Annotated in this window: 13 protein-coding genes, 2 tRNA genes and 1 pseudogene; 10 read left to right on the top strand and 6 right to left on the bottom strand. The window is 63.2% G+C overall.

Translation table 11 applies throughout. The features are described 5' to 3' along the window. Positions 1-52: 52 nt before the first annotated feature. Positions 53-1,996, bottom strand: a complete 1,944-nt coding sequence (locus ACX80E_RS00185) for an FAD/NAD(P)-binding protein (RefSeq protein ID WP_459299352.1) — start codon at positions 1,994-1,996, stop codon at positions 53-55. A 94-nt stretch (positions 1,997-2,090) separates the two neighbouring features. On the opposite strand from ACX80E_RS00185, the gene ACX80E_RS00190 reads away from it, so the two are divergent. From ACX80E_RS00190 to ACX80E_RS00205, 4 genes are all read left to right on the top strand, one after another. After that, on the top strand, positions 2,091-4,214 hold the full coding sequence (locus ACX80E_RS00190) for a prolyl oligopeptidase family serine peptidase (protein WP_459299354.1): 2,124 nt from the start codon (positions 2,091-2,093) through the stop codon (positions 4,212-4,214). 116 nt (positions 4,215-4,330) lie between these two features. Continuing rightward, positions 4,331-4,421 (top strand) — tRNA-Ser (locus ACX80E_RS00195). A gap of 316 nt (positions 4,422-4,737) precedes the next feature. After that, entirely contained in the window at positions 4,738-5,100 is a 363-nt protein-coding gene (locus ACX80E_RS00200) for a PadR family transcriptional regulator (RefSeq protein ID WP_459299356.1), read from the top strand. 14 nt (positions 5,101-5,114) lie between these two features. Then, complete coding sequence (locus ACX80E_RS00205; RefSeq protein WP_459299358.1) at positions 5,115-5,831, top strand: hypothetical protein; 717 nt, start codon at positions 5,115-5,117, stop codon at positions 5,829-5,831. A 98-nt stretch (positions 5,832-5,929) separates the two neighbouring features. On the opposite strand, the gene ACX80E_RS00210 is transcribed toward ACX80E_RS00205, so the two are convergent. After that, positions 5,930-8,098: a RecQ family ATP-dependent DNA helicase gene (locus ACX80E_RS00210; RefSeq protein ID WP_459299360.1), complete on the bottom strand. Its 2,169-nt coding sequence runs from the start codon at positions 8,096-8,098 to the stop codon at positions 5,930-5,932. 96 nt (positions 8,099-8,194) lie between these two features. Between ACX80E_RS00210 and ACX80E_RS00215 the strand changes: the two genes are divergently transcribed. The 4 genes from ACX80E_RS00215 to ACX80E_RS00230 all read left to right on the top strand — a co-directional run bounded on the left by ACX80E_RS00215 (position 8,195) and on the right by ACX80E_RS00230 (position 11,859). Next, positions 8,195-9,616 carry a phosphomannomutase/phosphoglucomutase gene (locus ACX80E_RS00215; RefSeq protein ID WP_459299362.1) on the top strand — a complete coding sequence of 474 codons (1,422 nt, stop codon included), beginning with the start codon at positions 8,195-8,197 and terminating at the stop codon, positions 9,614-9,616. Positions 9,617-9,675: 59 nt separating this feature from the next. Continuing rightward, on the top strand, positions 9,676-10,134 hold the full coding sequence (locus ACX80E_RS00220; protein WP_459299364.1) for a hypothetical protein: 459 nt from the start codon (positions 9,676-9,678) through the stop codon (positions 10,132-10,134). Further along, positions 10,134-10,583, top strand: coding sequence for an RrF2 family transcriptional regulator (locus tag ACX80E_RS00225; RefSeq protein ID WP_459299366.1), 450 nt, complete (start codon positions 10,134-10,136; stop codon positions 10,581-10,583). Before ACX80E_RS00220 ends, ACX80E_RS00225 begins: the two co-directional genes overlap by 1 nt. 109 nt (positions 10,584-10,692) lie before the next feature. After that, complete coding sequence (locus ACX80E_RS00230; protein WP_459299706.1) at positions 10,693-11,859, top strand: globin domain-containing protein; 1,167 nt, start codon at positions 10,693-10,695, stop codon at positions 11,857-11,859. 116 nt (positions 11,860-11,975) lie between these two features. On the opposite strand, the gene ACX80E_RS00235 is transcribed toward ACX80E_RS00230, so the two are convergent. Beyond that, positions 11,976-13,805, bottom strand: a complete 1,830-nt coding sequence (locus ACX80E_RS00235) for a phosphoenolpyruvate carboxykinase (GTP) (protein ID WP_459299368.1) — start codon at positions 13,803-13,805, stop codon at positions 11,976-11,978. A gap of 298 nt (positions 13,806-14,103) precedes the next feature. Here ACX80E_RS00235 and ACX80E_RS00240 point away from each other — a divergent pair. Next, a tRNA-Arg gene (locus tag ACX80E_RS00240) sits at positions 14,104-14,176 on the top strand. 143 nt (positions 14,177-14,319) lie between these two features. Here the strand turns inward: ACX80E_RS00240 and ACX80E_RS00245 are convergent. From ACX80E_RS00245 to ACX80E_RS00255, 3 genes are all read right to left on the bottom strand, one after another. Beyond that, positions 14,320-15,066, bottom strand: coding sequence for an esterase/lipase family protein (locus tag ACX80E_RS00245; protein ID WP_459299370.1), 747 nt, complete (start codon positions 15,064-15,066; stop codon positions 14,320-14,322). After that, a complete protein-coding gene (locus tag ACX80E_RS00250) occupies positions 15,063-15,809 on the bottom strand; it encodes an alpha/beta fold hydrolase (protein ID WP_459299372.1) in 747 nt (248 codons plus the stop codon). The genes ACX80E_RS00245 and ACX80E_RS00250 overlap by 4 nt, the downstream gene beginning before the upstream one ends. A gap of 208 nt (positions 15,810-16,017) precedes the next feature. Continuing rightward, entirely contained in the window at positions 16,018-16,749 is a 732-nt protein-coding gene (locus tag ACX80E_RS00255) for a FadR/GntR family transcriptional regulator (RefSeq protein ID WP_459299708.1), read from the bottom strand. A gap of 643 nt (positions 16,750-17,392) precedes the next feature. Between ACX80E_RS00255 and ACX80E_RS00260 the strand changes: the two are divergent. Beyond that, positions 17,393-18,078 (top strand): annotated as a pseudogene (locus ACX80E_RS00260) (N-acetylmannosamine-6-phosphate 2-epimerase). Positions 18,079-18,130: the final 52 nt, after the last annotated feature.

The following is an 18,130-nucleotide window of genomic DNA, read 5'->3' on the forward strand; positions in this document are numbered from 1 at the left end:
AAGGCGGAGCCGCTGACGCGTCTCTGCCTTGGGGCCCTCGGGCTGTGGGCGCTCAGCCCAGAATGTCCGCGGCGATCGCGTCGGCGTCCATGACTGTGCGGTAACCGCTGCGGTACTTCGCCGACGCTTCTGCCGCAATGGCCGTGCCCCACTGCACCGAGGACAGCTGCAAGCCCAAGACGTACAGGCCCGCGACGGGGACGCCGGTGCCATCCAGTGGCCTGTACGGTGGCGCCGAGACGTCCAAACCGCTGGTGACCACCGGCTCGCCGTCGGCAGGGAGCATCACGCGGGGTCGCGCCAAACCGTCGGCGAGCAGGTTTGTCAGCAACAGTGAGTCGCTGTCCACGATTTGGTTGGCCGGGGCCAGCGCCTCCACCAAATAATTCCCTTCCCACGGATCGTCGGCAACCCAGGGCGAGCTCACAGTGAACTGGCCGTGTTGGATCCTAAAGAGCGGGTCGGGGCCGGCAAACCGCACCACGCCCGCACGCACCAACGCCGCCAGCTGCTCCATGCGCACGGCAGGCGGCCCGCTGGCCAGTCCCTCCACGAAGCCTTCAAACCAGCCGCGAAGCTCCCCCAACCAGGAAACCTGGGTGATTCCCTGGTCCGCCACGAGCGACTTGATGATGGCCCGCCCGGCGTTGAGGGCACCAATGGCCATTTTGACGGGGTCGTCCTCGCCACGGGCCGAACCGGCAGCATCGGCCGACAAATACGCCAACACGGCAGCGTCCATCTGCGCGTGCGAGGTGAATCTGTGGCTGGTGCCTGTGCGCAGCGGGTGCCGGGACAATGGCCGGGCAAGGCCCTGCAAATCAAGGATGTGGTCGGCATGGACATGCTGGGCCAGCAGCTCCTTCAGCCGCTGCGCCCACCCGGGGTCGCCGCCGTCGAGCCCGGCCCGCAGCAACACATCCAGCTCGGGCAGGAGCTGGGCCGAAACAGTGTCGGGGCGGGTCCGGGCCAACGTGGTGTAGTACGCCCAGAGCGTGTCGCGGTGCAACAGCGGCCAGATGTCGTGGTCAAAACCGGCCGTGGCGCCCATGGCCCTGATGGCGGCAACGGCGTCCTCGCCCAGAAAACTCAGCGTGACACTGTGCGGATAGTAGCTCTCCAGCTCCGCCTTCGCCCGGTAGGGTGTGCCGCGCCGGGAGGCACCCACAATGACGGGCTCCTGCCCCGAGGGAACGTACTTCAACGCCTCGCCGGCCGGGCGGCCAGTGGGCGCAAACGTCCCGCCGCGCCCTTCCGTGAGCTGACCCAAAACGTCAAAGAAGTTCAGCCCCATGCCGCGCACCAGGACAGTCTCGCCCGCGGGCAGCTGCGCCCAGTTCACGTCATTGGGCACGGCCGGGGGCAGGTATGTCAGGCCGTTGGCGCGGGCGTCATCACGGAGCGCGCGCTGGGCCGGATTCAACTTCGATTCCACATGTCCCAACGCCAGCACCACCTGATGTGCGCGCAGCTTTTCCCCGTTGAGAAGTGCGACGTCGAACCCACCGTTTCCATGGTCCCTCGCCACCCGCTTCGCCTCGGTGGCGTGGACCGTGAGGGTGATGTTGCCGGGCAGCTGGGCGCTGAGCTGCTCAAAGCACCAACTCAGGTAGCGCCCGTAAAGGGCCCGGCTGGGGAATCCGGTGGCTGCGAGCGCGGCAAGTTCGGCCCTGTCTTCGGGGCTGAGCATGTCCACGGGCGCTTCTCGCTGGGCAACACGCCATGCATTGAAACTGGAACCGGCCAGCGGCGGGGCAACAACACCCTGGTCAGGGATCAGCGTGGGAAAAAAGCTTTGCGTGTTCATCAGGTACAGCCGCGACTGCTCGGTGCGCCACACATGCCCGGCACCCGGCGGAAAGGGGTCCACCAGGTGGATGTGCAGCGCGTGGGGTGACTGTTTGCTCACGTGGTTGGCAAGCAAACGTTCCATGACGGAAGTCCCGCGGGGCCCCGCCCCCACAATAACTACTGTCTGCACGTCCAAAGATTCCACCCCTTGAGCTTAACTGATGGTGGTTAACTGTCGTGCCCCACTGCCGCCGGAGGAACAGCGCACCGGAGCCGGCACAGCTGCCTAGGATGGAGGTATGACTGACGCCGCATCGCCTGTGAAGACTGCCCCCGAGCTAGCCGATCAAGATTTCGACGAGAACCTGTGGCTGGAGGACATTCACGGTGAGGCCGCCATGGCCTGGGTCCGTGAGCGCAATGCCCGCACCGACGCTGCCCTGCTCAACCCGGCGTACTCGGCTCGCCAGGCGTCAGTGCTGGAGGTGCTGGACGCCAAGGACAGGATCCCCATGGTGTCCAAACGTGGCGATTGGTACTACAACTTTTGGCGCGACGAGGCCAACCCGCGCGGGCTCTGGCGTCGCACCACGTGGGAGAGCTACCTCAGCTCCTCCCCCAGCTGGCAGGTCCTGCTGGATGTTGACGACTTGTGCGCCGCGGAGGACGCCCAATGGCTGTGGGCCGGGGCGTCCTTGCTGCGCCCGGCTCCCGGGGAGGAGTACAGGCGCGCCATGGTGGCACTGTCCCCCGACGGCGGGGACGCCGTGGCGTACAGGGAATTTGACGTGTGCACCCGCGCTTTTGTGGAGGGCGGTTTCAGCATACCGAGTGCGAAGACCCGCCTGAGCTGGCTGGATGCTGACACGTTGTATGTGGGGACCGACACCGGTGAGGGCTCCATGACGGCGTCCTCCTATCCGGCGGCCACCAGGGTTCTGCGCCGCGGCGAGTCCATGGCCGAGCTGGCAGCCAAGGAGCCGTTGTTCTCGGTTCCGCTGGACCACCTCAGCGGTGGCGTGTCCCACAGCAGCACGCCCGGTTTTGAACGGGACGTTGCGTACGACGTGCTGGATTTCTTCAACAGTCGCAGCTACTTGCGGGTGGGCGATGACTGGGTACACCTGGATGTCCCGGACAGCATGAACGTTTCGCTGCACCGCCAGTGGCTGCTGCTGCGCCCACGCACCGATTGGGTCCTTGAGGGCACCGTCCACGCCGCCGGCACGTTGCTGGCCATTGAGCTGGACGCTTTCCTGGCCGGCGGCAGGGCGGTGCGCACCATCTTCGCCCCCACAGCTGCCCAGTCGCTGCAGTCGTGGAGCTGGACCCGGGACTACCTGCTGCTGAGCCTGCTGTCGGATGTATCCGCCAAGATCCTGGTGCTGAACCCTGCCGCGGAGTGGGCCGCGCAGGAACTTGACGCCTGCCCGCCCTTGCATTCGGCAGACGCCTACGCCGTGGACGCCGAGGCTGGCAACGACTACTGGCTAGTCGCCACGGGATTCCTCACGCCCTCCACCGTGTACCGCGGCACCCTGCCCGCGGGCCTTGGCACCACCTCCACTGGCACCCCGGTGACGCCGGCGGCGTTGGTGCGGGAGGCGCCGTCGTTCTTTGAAGCCGCAAACTACAGCGTGGAGCAACACTTTGCGACCTCGGCCGACGGCACCCGCGTGCCCTATTTTCAGGTGGGGCCCAAGGATCTTAAGCTCGACGGCGCGAACCCCACCTTGCTGAGTGGGTACGGCGGCTTTGAGGTGTCGCGTACCCCTGCCTACAGCGGCAGTGTGGGCCGGACGTGGTTGGAGCGCGGCGGCGTGTACGTGGTGGCGAACATTCGCGGCGGCGGCGAATACGGTCCCAGCTGGCATACGGCGGCCCTGCAGGAAAACAGGCACCGCGCGTATCAGGACTTTGCCGCCGTGGCCCGGGATTTGTCGGCTCGCGGTGTGGCAAAACCGGCGCATCTTGGCTGTGCCGGCGGCAGCAACGGCGGGCTATTGGTGGGCAATATGCTCACTCACTACCCCGCGCTCTTTGGTGCCGTCTCCTGCGGCGTGCCCCTGCTGGATATGCGACGCTACACAAAACTGTCCGCCGGCGCCTCCTGGATTGCCGAATACGGCGACCCGGACGTCCCGGAGCAGTGGGCGTTCATCAAAACGTTCTCGCCGTATCACTTGCTGCGATCCGACGTCGACTATCCGGCCACGTTCATTTGGACAGCAACCTCCGATGACAGGGTGGGGCCCGTGCAGGCCCGGAAGATGGCGGCCCGGATGGAAGCCATGGGCATCGACGTGTGGTTCCACGAGGCGGTCGAAGGCGGCCATGCGGGGGCCGGAAACAATGAGCAGGCAGCACGCCTGCACGCGGCGTCGCACGAATTTTTGTGGCGGGCACTGACGGGTGGATTCTAAAATGCTGCGCTAACGTGTGCGCTGAGGCTTGCACCCCGGCCCTCGTTTTGCATTGAGGGCCCACTCATGGGTAAAGTTTGGGATGCTGGTTAGGGGCTTCTACCCTAGCCAGTGCTGGAGACGTGCCAGAGCGGCCGAATGGGCTTCACTGCTAATGAAGTGTGGGGCACAACTCCACCGGGAGTTCAAATCTCCCCGTCTCCGCCATGAAAATGCAGTGAAAAATGCGCCCCCAACTCTTGTTGGGGGCGCATTTTTTCTGTGCTGGTGCTGGGGCGCTCCGCCGGGCGCATCTTAGAACCTGCCGCCGGAACCTGCCGCAGCCGCCATGGCCACCGGGCTTGAGCGCGGCGACGCCGCGAAAACGCTTTCAGCGCCCTCCGGGGGCCATTGTGGACATTCGATGCTGGTCCACCGGCATCGAATGTCCACAACGGCCCCCGGACCGATTAATGAGCCCTGTGCTCCGCACCTTGCCAGGCATCCGTTTGCTACGCTAACTAGTTAGACATACTATCTAGCTATGAGTTCATCAATTGACGAGCCGTGGCCCAGCGATTGGAACCGTGCGTCCTTGGGGCTTTGCGCATTACAAGCCCTGGAAGCTGGCCCCACGTACGGCTACGCCATCATCACAGCCTTGGAGCAGGGCGGCCTTGGCGCCTTCAAGGGCGGGACCCTCTATCCGCTGCTCACCCGCTTTGAGACGGCCGGCTGGGTGGAGGTGCAGTGGCGGCCAGGCGAGAGTGGCCCGGGACGGAAGTACTTTTCGCTCACGCCCAGCGGCCAGGCCGAACTGGAACGGCAGCGACGGCAGTGGATTGCCTTCACCGCCGGCACCACGGCGTTTATCAGCACCGCGCACAATCGAGGAGTTTCGCAATGACCAAGGAGCAATCGATGAAGACAGCACCCCACAAGAAATGGCTCGAGGAACTGACGCTTGAACTGCGCCTGAACGACGTCCCGGGCCAGGAAATAGGCGACGCCTTGGCCACAGTGGAGGAGTTCGTGGCTGATTCGGGCCAGTCACCCGAGGAAGCGTTTGGTACGCCCCGCGACTACGCCGCCATCCTGGCCGCCGAAACGCCCCGTCCCGCCAAAGAAAGTTTGCGCGGCGTTGTAGCGCTTACCGCCGCGTCCCTTGTGGTGTTTCTGGCCTTCTCCGCGGCACTGACTCCGTGGTCCAGGGGCGGGCAACTCCTGGTTGGCGGCGTTCAGCTGGCGTGCTTTGCAGCACTGGCGGCGCTGACCCTGACGCTTCCGCTATACCTTGCTTACGTGGTCCGGCACTGCTGGGCGCTCATTGCGCTCCCCATCGTGGGGGCCGGCGCCGGGGTGCTCTCGGCGGTGCTTCAGCCCCGCAATGCCGCCGGCGCCCTGCTGGTGCTCTCGCCAGGAGTTGCCTTGCTGGTCTCCGCGGGATTGCTGATCGCCCTCTCGGTGCTGGGCACCACCCTGACCCTGCACACCCCTGCCGACACCGTGGTGGATCCCTTGAATCCGGAGCTGAAGCCACGGCGCCGCTGGTTCGAGGTCCTGACCCAGTGGTTGTTCCCCCTCTTAGCGGTGTTCTTAGCCGGCCTCACAGCCGTCGTCTCCGTCGTCGCACCATAAAACAAACTGACCCGCAGAAAACGCCGAAAATCACGGGAAAACCGTGAATTTTCGGCGTTTTCTGCGGGTCAGTTCGCTGAGGCTGCACGCCGCTGGGGCTAGCCCGCCTGAGCAAGCACCAGGGGCAGAACCTGAGCTGCCCCGGCGTTGCGCAGGGCCCGGCCGGCCACCGTGAGCGTCCACCTGCTGTCCACCAGGTCATCCAGCAGCAAGACCGGCCCGCCCGGATAGCCGGCGAGCGCTTCCGCCAGCGCGGGGCCCACGCTGAAGCGGTCCCAGACACCTGCCAGCCGGTAGGCGCTGTTGCCTCCGCGTTGCCCGGTCGGTCCACCAAATTCGAGGGACATTTCGCCCAGATACGGCAGCCTGCCGATCTCGGCGACGGCCTGGGCAAAGGACCGCAGCAACAGCGGCTTGGTCCGCGAGGGCATCGACACAACAGCAACCGGGCGCCCCGCCCCCTCCCATCCGGCTTGACCCCACTCGCGCAACACAGCCACCACTGCTTGCGCCATGGCCGGATCGATGGGCGCATCCGGTGCGCCGGCGGCAAACATGGCACGCAGGGAGTTTCCCCAGCCAAGGTCGGTGAGCCTTGCCAGGATCCGCCCGGTGGACAGCAGCTCATCGGCTTTGAGCTTGCCCTTGACGGGGACGCCAAGTTGGCTGATCCCTGTGGGCCACATGGCCCGTGGCTCCAGCGGCAGCCCGGCATGGCGCAGGGACGCCCCGGCCGCCTCGGCAGCACTGGACACCACCTCTGCACTAAACCAACGCCCCGCGCAGTTGTCGCATCGCCCGCACGGGGAAGCCGTGGAATCGTCCAGCGCGGCCGCCAGGTACTCCATCCGGCAGCCGGACATGCGCTCGTACTCCACCATGGACTGCTGCTCATCCACGCGCGCCTGGGCAATGCGTTCGTAGCGCTCTGCGTCATAAACCCAGGGTTGGCCGGTTGCTTCCCAGCCGCCACTCACCCTGCGCACAGCTCCGTCCACGGCCAAGACTTTCAGCAGTAGCTCCAGCGGTGTTCGTCTCAGGTCTACCCGCGCCTCCAGGGCCGGCGTCGACATGGGTTTGGGTGATTCGCCCAGGGCCGTCAGCACCGCCATGGCCTTGTCCTGGGCGGGCATGGAGGCGGTGGCGAAGTACTTCCAAATTTCCGCGTCCTCCGTTCCTGGCAGGAGCAGCACATCGGCGTTGGCGCTGCCACGGCCGGCACGGCCCACCTGCTGGTAGTACGCCACCGGGGACGACGGCGCCCCCAAGTGCACAACAAAGCCCAGGTCTGGTTTGTCGAAGCCCATACCCAAGGCGCTGGTGGCCACCAGGGCCTTGACCTGGTTGTTCTTGAGGGCCTCCTCCAACGATTCACGTTCCATGGTGTCGGTGCGTCCCGTGTAGGCCTTGACCACGTGCCCCGCCTGGGCCAGCAGCCGGGCGGTGTCCTCGGCGGCCGAGACGGTCAGCGTGTATATGATGCCGCTGCCTGGCAGCTCGGCAAGGTGCGTCAACAACCAGCCCAGCCTGTCGCGGGAGTCAGCCAGTCGCAGGACACCGAGCCGCAGGGACTTGCGGGCAAGAGGGCCCCGAATGGTGAACACGCCCTTGCCCAGCTGCTCTTCAATGTCAGCCACCACGCGGGAATTCGCCGTGGCCGTCGTCGCCAGTACCGGAACAGATGCTGGCAGCTGCGCAATCAAGTCAGCAATGCGGCGGTAGTCAGGGCGGAAGTCATGCCCCCAGTCGGAAATGCAATGGGCCTCGTCAATCACCAACAAGCCGGTGCGTTGGATCAAGGTGGGCAGCTGATTCTCCCGAAAAGAGGGGTTGGTCAACCGTTCGGGCGACACCAGCAACACATCCACCTCATCGGCGTCCAAGGCAGCAGTCACCTGGCCCCACTCGGTGGCATTGGCAGAGTTGATGGCCATGGCACGCACGCCTGCCCGCTCGGCGGCCGCCACCTGGTCCCGCATCAAGGCCAGCAGGGGCGAGACAATCAAGGTGGGCCCGGCACCGCGTCCGCGCAACAAGAGCGACGCCACAAAGTACACAGCCGACTTCCCCCAACCGGTGCGCTGGACCACCAGGGCCCGGCGGCCGGCATCCACCAGCGCCTCAATGGCCTCATACTGGCCGTCGTGAAAATCAGCATCCGCACGCCCCACCAGCGCCCGCAGAACAACTTGCGCCTGAGCGCGTGTGTCCGTGCCGGATTCTGACGGGAGCGCCGAAAAATGTGCCTGCGCTGGTTGCAATGTCATGTCCCTAGTATTCCAGCGCCCACTGACACCAGATGGCACGGCTCAACAAAGCTGTGGATAACTCCATGGTGCGGCCACCGGCGGTAACATGGTCGGGTGACTACTGAAGATAACTCGCCGGTTGACCTGTCCAACTCCTTCAAGGCCTATGACGTCCGCGGCCTTGTGGGTAAAACCATCACCACTGACTCGGTCAGGGCAGTAGGTGCGGCCTTCGTTGATGTGCTGGCCTTGGCCGGTCAAACCGTGCTGATTGGCGGGGACATGCGCCCCTCCTCCACCGAATTTTCGCAGGCGTTTGCCGACGGCGCCTCAAGCCGCGGCGCCACAGTGGTGATGCTGGGTTTGATCTCCACCGACGAACTGTACTTCGCCTCGGGCGTCCACAACGCCGCCGGTGTGGTCTTCACCGCCAGTCACAACCCGGCCGAGTACAACGGCATGAAAATGACCCGCGCCGGCGCCGTTCCGCTGTCCTCCGAAACTGGTTTGACCGAGATTCGTGATGTGGCCCAGCAGTACCTGACGGACGGCATTCCCGCCGCCGCCGCCGGAACCGCCGGGACCCAGAGCGATACCGATGTTTTGAAGGACTACGCGGAGTACTTGCGCAAGCTCGTTGACCTGTCCGATTCCCGCCCGTTGAAGATTGTGGTCGACGCCGGTAACGGCATGGCCGGCATGACCACCCCGGCCGTGCTCGGCGATGTCCTGTTGCCGGGTCTGCCCTTCGAGATTGTCCCGTTGTTCTTCGAGCTGGACGGCACCTTCCCGAACCACCCGGCCAACCCGCTGGAGCCGGCCAACCTGCTCGACCTGCAGGCCGCCGTCGTCAAGCATGGCGCCGACATTGGCCTGGCCTTCGACGGCGACGCCGACAGGTGCTTCGTCATCGACGAACTCGGCGCACCCCTCTCGCCGTCGGCCGTGACAGCGTTGGTGGCCCGGCGCGAAATTGCCCGGGCCAAGGCGCTCGGCGAGGAACACCCCACGGTCATCCACAACCTCATCACCTCGCGTGCCGTGCCCGAACTGATCAATCACGACGGCGGCCGGGCGGTGCGCACGCGTGTTGGCCACTCCTTCATCAAGGCCACCATGGCCGCAGAAGGCGCCGTTTTTGGTGGCGAGCACTCCGCGCACTACTACTTCCGCGACTTCTTCAACGCTGACACTGGCATGTTGGCGGCCATGCACGTCCTGGCCGCCCTCGGTGAGCAGGACAGCCCGCTGTCCGAGCTGGGCCGCGAATACGAGCCCTACGTCTCCAGCGGCGAGATCAACTCCCAACTGGCCGACGTCCCCGCAGCGGTGGCCCGGGTTCGGGCCGCCTACACCACAGACGATATTGTGGTTGATGAGCTGGACGGCGTCACGTTCACTGCCAAGGACGGCGCTTGGTGGTTCAACCTGCGCGCCTCCAACACCGAACCGTTCCTGCGTCTCAACGCTGAAGCGGTGGACGCGCCCACCATGGCCGATCTTCGAGACGCCGTCCTTGCACTGGTGCGCCAATAACGGCTTCCCCTGTTAGCCCCGAGTTCGCCACAGTAACCGCACCATTTTCAGGAGTATGTATGGAGCAGAACACCACCGAACAGTCCCCCGCCGAACTGCTGGTTCAGGAGGACCTGAACAAACTCATTGGCACAGCTTTTGGGGTTGCCGGGGAGCAGGTGGAGACCCACGGCGCATTTTTGCCGGTGGGCCTTGTCCTCACGCACGACGGCGAGCTGAACTTGGTTGCCGTAGCCCCCAACGCTGTGGAGGGCGATGAGGAAAAAGAGCTCGACGCCGACCAAATGGTGGCCGACTTGTTTGAGGCTTTGCACCAGCAGCGCGATCAGAACAAGGCCGCGGCAGTGGTCTGCGACATCCACCTGCCCGACGATGCCACGGACGCCATTCATGTCATGGCCGAGCACAGCACCGGGGTGGGTGTTTCAGCGGTTCGCCCTTACCGGCAGACACCCGACGGCTGGGAATTTGGCAATCCATTCCTAGAAGCCGGCGAGAAAGTGATCTGGCCGATCTAGTGCGCATCAACAGCTTTTCGGATGTGAGCTTGCGGCTTCTCACCGCGCTCTGCTCCGTCCCCGAGGATGAGCTGCCCACCACCCGGGAGCTTGCCGAGGCTGTGGGGACACCGTACAACCATGTCAGCAAGGCCGTCCTGAAGCTGCGCCAGATGGGCCTCGTGGATGCCATCCGCGGCCGCAGCGGTGGCGTGCGGATCTCCCTGGCCGGCAAAACAGCGACCGTGGGTGCAGTCTTGCGGGACTTGGATGACCGCAGCGACGTGGCGAAGTGCATCACGGATATGGGCGCATGCCCGCTCATCCACGACTGCGGGCTGCGCGGGGCACTGAACCATGCCCGCGAAGCGTTCTACGCTTCGTTGGACGATGTCACCATCTACAGTCTGGCCAGAAAGACTCCGGCGGGCCCCGTTCCTGTGACCTTAAGCACAGTGCGGCCGGGCTAAACCGCCACAACTCAGCACTTTTCTACGACTTGTAGAAGTTGCGTCCTTAAAGTTGCATTCAAGATGCTACTTTGGAATTGTCACCATGACTCTCACCCAAGGAGCACCAATGCTTTCGGACAAGTCCCGCCCGCTCATTGCCGCAACACTGCCGCTGGTGGGTTCCCGCTTGGGCACCATCACGCCGAACTTTTACCACCGCATGTTGACAGCCCACCCCGAACTCCTGGACGGACTGTTCAGCCGCGCCAACCAAAGCAATGGCGAACAGCAGAAGGCCCTGGCCGGGTCCATTGCGGGATTTGCCACGGCCCTAATCGCCAACCCGGACATCATCCCGGAGCAGATACTCAGCCGGATTGCCCACAAGCACACGTCCCTGGGCATCACCGAGGACCAGTACGCCATTGTCTACAAGTACCTCTTCGAGGCCATCGCCGAGGAACTGGCGGATGTCATCACCGCCGAGATCGCCGAAGCCTGGACCGAGGTGTACTGGCTCATGGCCAACGCCCTGATCAAGCTGGAAAAGGGTCTGTACGCCCTGCAGGCCAATGACAAGATGTGGATGCCATGGACGGTTGTTGAAAAGAACGCCGCAGGCACCGACGCCATCACTTTTGTGCTGGAACCGGCCGACGACACCGCCGTCACAGTTGCCCGCCCCGGACAGTTTGTCTCGGTCAAGGTTGCACTCCCTGACGGCCTCCTGCAATGCCGCCAATATTCGCTCAGCGCCGACGTTGAATCCACCACCCGGCGCGTATTCACCACCAAACGGGACGACGGCGGGGAGGTTTCGCCTGTGCTGCACAACAAGGTGGTGGTGGGTGACGTCGTCGAACTTTCCAATCCCTACGGCGATGTGACGCTCGACGGCGAAGGGCCAGTCGTGTTTGCCACGGCAGGCATTGGCTGCACCCCGTCCGCGTCGGCGTTGCGGTCACTGGCCGCCGCCGGGGCCGACCGCGAGGTTTTGGTGCTGCACGCCGAGAAGAACCTTGAGGCGTGGGCGCTGCGCGAGCAGATGACTGCCGATGTTGCGGCCATCGACGGGGCCGAAATGCAGCTGTGGCTCGAGGAACCCACCTCCGGCTTCCACAAGGGCTTCATGTCCTTGGCAGGTTTGGACCTGCCGGCGAACGCCGCCATGTATGTGTGCGGGCCGCTGCCATTCATGAAGGCCATCCGCAATCAGGCGATCGAGGCAGGCATCCCGTCAACCAAGATCCACTACGAGGTCTTCGGCCCCGACTTGTGGCTGGCCGGCGCCTAATCCCAACAACTGACATAAACATCTGACCCAAACAACTAACCCGCAGAAAACGGCGAAAATATGCGTCTTTGACGCAATTTTCGCCGTTTTCTGCGGGTCAGATTGTTTAGTTCACGTTAGGCTGCGAAGCGAGCCTTCAAGCCTTCGAGCTCGGCTGACAGCTGGGCCGGCAGCGACGCGCCAAAGCGCGCGTACCACTCCTGGATTCCCGCCAGTTCTGTTTCCCACTCGCCCGGCTCCACCTTCAGCGCATCGGCGATGTCCGCGCTGCTGACGTTCAATCCGGTCAGATCAAGCGAGCCTTCGGCTGGGACAAAGCCAATGGGTGTTTCCACTGCCTCAGCTGTTCCCTCAATGCGGTCGATAACCCACTTCAGCACACGGGTGTTCTCACCAAAGCCGGGCCAGGCAAAGCCGCCGTCGGCGGTGCGACGGAACCAGTTCACCAAGAAGATCTTCGGCAGGCGTGCCTGATTAGCCTTGGCGGAGAGTTCAATCCAGTGCTTGAGGTAGTCACCGGCGTCGTAGCCGATGAAGGGCAGCATCGCCATGGGATCGCGGCGCACCACACCAACAGCGCCGGTTGCGGCGGCAGTGGTTTCCGAGGAGAGCGTTGAGCCCATGAAGATGCCATGGGTCCAATCACGGGCCTGGGTGACCAAGGGGATGGTGGTCTTGCGGCGACCGCCAAACAAGATCGCGTTGATCTCGACGCCTTCAGCGTTGAAGTAGTCCTTGGAGAGCATGTCCACCTGGTCGATGGGCGTGCAGAACCGTGAGTTGGGATGGGCTGCCGGTCGGCCGGCGTCCGGCGTCCAGTCCTGACCCTGCCAGTCGGTCAGGTGAGCGGGCACTTCCTCCGTCATCCCCTCCCACCAAACACCGCCGTCGTCGGTCAGGGCAACGTTGGTGAAAATGGAGTTGCCCTTGGTGATGGCCGCCATGGCGTTCGGATTGGTGTGCCAGCCCGTTCCCGGCGCAACACCAAACAGGCCTGACTCGGGATTCACCGCACGCAGTTCACCCTCCTTGCCAAAGCGCATCCAGTTGATGTCATCGCCGAGCGTCTCGGCCTTCCACCCCGGGAGGGTGGGTTCGAGCAGGGCCAGGTTGGTCTTGCCGCAGGCAGAGGGGAAAGCGGCCGCCACGTGGTAAGTCTTGTCCGCCGGGCTGGTGAGCTTAAGGATGAGCATGTGTTCGGCCAGCCAGCCTTCATCCCGGGCCATAACCGAGGCGATGCGCAAGGCGAAGCACTTCTTGCCCAAGAGCGCGTTGCCGCCGTAGCCGGAACCGAAGGAGAAGATGGAGCGCTCTTCGGGGAAGTGCACAATCCACTTTTCTTCGTTGCACGGCCACGGAACATCCGCCTCGCCGGGGGCCAGCGGGGCACCCACCGAATGCAAGGCCGGGACGAAGAAGGCGTTGGTGTCCTCGAGCTTGCGCAGAACCTCTGTACCTATGTTGGCCATGATGCGCATGGAGGCCACGACGTAGGCGGAGTCGGTGATCTCCACACCAAACTTGGGATCCTGGGCGTCCAGCGGGCCCATGACGAAAGGAATGACGAACATGGTGCGTCCGCGCATGCTGCCGGCGAACTTCTTGTTCAGGATGTCCTTCATGGCGGCCGGGTCCATCCAATTATTGGTGAATCCGGCGTCGCGCTCATTTTCTGAGCAGATGAACGTTCTGCCTTCAACCCGGGCAACATCCTTGGGGTCCGAGAAGGCTGCGAAGGAGTTGGGGAACAGTTCGGGATTGAGCCGCGTAAGAGTTCCCTCGGCCACGAGATGGTCAGTCAGTAGGGCAGATTCCTCCAGGGACCCATCCACCCAGCGAATATGATCCGGCAGGGTGAGAGCTGCAACTTCTGCAACCCAAGAGGCGAGGCCCTTGTGGGTGGTCATTGCTTGCTCAACGATTTCCTGCACTGGCGCGTTGCCCATTGCGTGTCCCTTCATCGAATGGGTAGGTGGTATCTAAATGCTAGGGGGCGGTATCCGGCGAATTGAGGTATGGGATATGGGATGTATTGACTCCACTAAAGAGCAAACCCCCGAGTTTCCGGGGTTCCCCAAAATTGTTACGGTCAACATTTGTGATTCAGATCACCTATACCGGTCTAGTGGCGGAGGACACGGGCGTTTCCATCCTTTCCGATTTGTACACCAGAGCAAAGTTGGGTTAGAGTTATTCACGGCCCGAGGGTCGGAAACAAAACAAAGAAACAAAGAAACAAAATATGCGTGCGTAGCTCAACGGATAGAGCACCTGACTACGGATCAGGAGGTTGGGGGTTCGAGTCCCTTCGCGCGCACTTTATAAGAAAAGCGGTCCACTTCGGTGGGCCGCTTTTTTGTTAACCACTGACCTAACCGTGGATCCCCCAATCTGACCCGCAGAAAACGGCGAAAACGCTGAGAATTCAGCCATTTTTCGCCGTTTTCTGCGGGTCAGATATTAACGCCGCTGACTCAGCTGCGCCACGGCATGGTCGACGGCACCCAGCAAAGTTTCCTGGCCAAGCGTGCGGAAGTGCCCCACGATTGGCAGTTCGATATTCACCGCTCCGGGGAGGGCACTGCCGCCGGGAATATGGGGGTCAAACTCGGGATAAATGGATACCGCGTGCTCATTGACGTCCAGCTGCGCCTGCAAGGACATCAGCACCGCGTCCTCGGGAGAGAAATGACGCAGGGTGCGGGAGAGCATATAGCGGGCATAGAGGGAACCAGAAAACGGGGTGGCGATGGCCACCAGACCCAGGATTTCCACCGGGCGGGACGGGGCAGGAACTGTTGCTCCGGCGTCGTGCGGGTTAGTCGCCTTGGCGTCCAGCATGGCGTGCTTGCCAATCAGCCCACCCTTGCTATGCGCAACGAAGATGCATCGGGTAACGCCATGCTCCCGATGCAACGCTGACAGTGCCCGCGCCACGATGGCGGCAGAGTCCGGCACTGCACGTCCATTGTGGCCCAGCTGGGGCACGCCAAACACGCGAAAACCTGAGGCGTTCAGGCGCCGTGCCGCGGGCTCGAGAAAAAACCAGGTCTCGTACACGCCGGGCAGCAAGACGATGGCGGGTTTGGCGCCATCACCACGGGCATACTCGGCCGGACAGCGGGGGCGAAAGATTCCCAGCAGCTGCCGCCACCCCGCGTAGAGGTAGTCGAGGAGCCACCAGCCCAGACGTTTGACCGCTTTCACGGCTGTACCACGGGCCCCAGGTGGTCCACAATGTAGCCGGCCACGCAGGCCCCGTCCTTGACCATGGTCTCGTGTCCGCGGCCATCCACTTCCACCATGACGGCGTCGGGGATCAGCGCGGTGACCTCCTCAACCCACCCGTGGGGACACACGCGATCACGTTTGCCGCGGATAACAAGCGTGCGTGCCTGAATCTGCACCAAGGTGTCCTCCATGGTGTGGTCCATCATGCTGTGCAGCTTCTTGATGAACCAGCGCGGACCCGTTTTGGCATAGTTGCGCATGCCTAGGCCCAGTACCTTGGGGCTTTCGCCGAAAAGGTCTTGCACCATTCGCCAGGCCTGCCTGTGAATAGTGCGTTCGTGCCTGTTCACAGTGGGCGCCACCAGCACGACGTCGGGGAAAAGGTCTGGTCTTTGCGCTGCAGCTTCCGCCACCACTTGGGTTCCCATGGAATGTCCTATCAGGACAGGGTTGCCCAACTTTTCCACCTCAACAAAGTCGATGAGGACTTTGCCCATCGCGGCCATGGTGAGTGCCTGGGCCGGTTCGGGAGCATCACCGAAGCCGGGCAAGTCAATGGCCACCACGCGTCCTTGATCTTCCAACGCTGCGCTCAACTGGGCGAAGTAGGAGATGCCCATGCCAATTCCGTGCACCAGCAGAAAGGTCCGCCCGCCAACTTTGTCAGTGTCCGTGGTGACAACCTCGTAGTCGGCCACCCGGACTTTTCGCACGCTCATAGTGACAGTATCTCCGAGATGCGTGCCCCGCCGAAACCAGCGCCCGGGCCCACCCGCCACCACTCCCCACCACAACTGCCCCGCAGAAAACGGCGAGAATCTTGGATTTTCGGTGTTTTTTCGGCGTTTTCTGCGGGTCAGCTTTCGGGCGACTCCGTCGCGCCAGTGAAACCTGCAAATTCTATTTGCGGGTCAGTTGAAAAAGGGTTTACTCCGCATCAACGAAGAGCCTGATCTTGGCCCGGATGCCGTCAAAGTGACAGTTGAGAAGCTCGGCAGCGCTCTTCGCGTCCTTGGCGGCAACTGCGTTGTAGATGTCCCTATGCTGGGACGCCACCTGAATCAGGTCGGCGCCGCCTATGCCGATCTCCACGTGAATCTTGCGGTAAACCTTCCAGAAAACGCTCATCAGGTTCATCAGAAGATCGTTGTTCAAGGGTTCAAAGAGCGAACGGTGAAATTCGGCATCCGCTTCGGCGAAGGACTCCGACCGTAGGGCCAGTTCCTCCATTTTCCCCACGGCAGCTTCAATGCGAGCAAGGTGCTCATCCGTGACGACAGCTATGCAGGCGCTGACGAGGCCGGCCTCCAATGCCTGACGGATATCAACGAGCTGCAACGCCTCAAGGCCCTCGTGACGCAATGAAAGACGGCTGCGAAAGGTGAGCCCGTCGGCTAGCGCGTCAAAGTTGCTCGGCGCCACAAACATGCCAAAGCCGTGGCGGATTTCAATCACGCCCAAGGCCTGCAACACTTTCAGCGATTCACGCAGGGTATTGCGGCCCACACCGAGGACTTCGGAGAGTTCACTTTCAGTGGGCAGGGGATCGCCAGCGTCAAGGTCCCTGTCAAGGATGAGTTCCATAATGTCTGCCTGCAGGGCGCGAAGCCGCACCTGAGCACTGAAACGGGCCTTGGGTGTTACCGTCGAAATGGACAACACAGCTCCTCAAAATATTCGTCGCAAGAACAATGCTTTTACTCACTTTAGTGGACATATTCGGGCAAATTATCCGCTTGCTGCAAGTGACACTCCGTGCGACTTTCGTGCAGTGGCGCCAGTGGAACGCCAACGTGATCCAAACCCTAGAATATCGGATGTCCGACAACTTGCCTACACAATGCCAATGACGTTTCGCCGCTCACGGGTTGACGGTGCGTCAGTGCACTCCTTCGCCCTCTTGCCCCGCATGCCGAAGCCGACGGTTTTGTCGCACGGTGTCGACGGTTCAGCTATTTTGGCGGCTGCACCGCTGCCATTGCCGGTGCAAGCGAAAAATCCTGCCGGCACAGTAGTGCTTCCCTATGTGTTGCTACCGGCTAGGTGACAGGGCGCCGAGTGTGGCGGATCTTGGCCTCTGGCGCCACGGGCGCCCACGGGCGCCCACGCCCGCCCAGGTCGCGGACGGTTTGACCAGCACCTTAGCCCCGGCTGTCGGCATGGGCCACGTAGCGGCGAACGCCGTCGACCCCGGTGGCCGCGATGCCTGTGGCGCGGGCTTCACTGGGTAAAGTGGGCCCCGTTGCGGGCGCAGCATCTGTGGCCGTTGCTCACTAAATAGTTCCACCCTCTAGGAATCACAGTGACGCTGAAACTTACCAACCTTGATTCCCTCGCCGGTCAGCTGGTGGTTTCCGCGCAGGCCTACCCTGGCGAACCCCTGCGTGACCCGCGCACCACGGCCCAGATTGCGGCGTCGGCCGTCGCTGGCGGCGCCTCTGCTGTCCGGGTTCAGGGCATTGCCGACATTCAGTTCACCCGCGCCGCCGTGGAAGTTCCCGTCATTGGGTTGTGGAAGGACGGCCACGACGGCGTCTTCATCACCCCCACGCTGCGTCACGCGCTGGCGTGTGTCAACGCCGGCGCCCATATTGTGGCCATTGACGGAACCCGCAGCCCCGCCCGGATGGCTTGAGCCTTGCCGAGACCATTGCCGGGATCCACGCCGAATCCAATGCACTAATCATGGCAGATTGTGGTTCATTCCAGGACGCAGCGGCTGCCGCCAACGCCGGAGCGGACTTGATCGGCACCACCCTGGCCGGCTACTCGGGCGAACGCCCCATGACTGAGGGCCCCGATCTGGAGCTGCTTGCTGAAATTGCTGCCGCAGATCTGGGCAAGCCGCTCATCGCCGCGGGCCGCATCCACTCCCCCGCCCAGGCTCGCGCAGCCATGGACGCCGGAGCGTTTGCAGTGGTTGTTGGCACGGCCATCACCCACCCCTCAACCATCACCGGATGGTTCACGGCAGCACTGAACAGCTAGTCACCGCACAGCACTTCGCGGGCAAGGCGGCCTTCTGGCGATCGAACGCGAG

Source organism: Arthrobacter sp. TMN-49, from assembly GCF_054511095.1.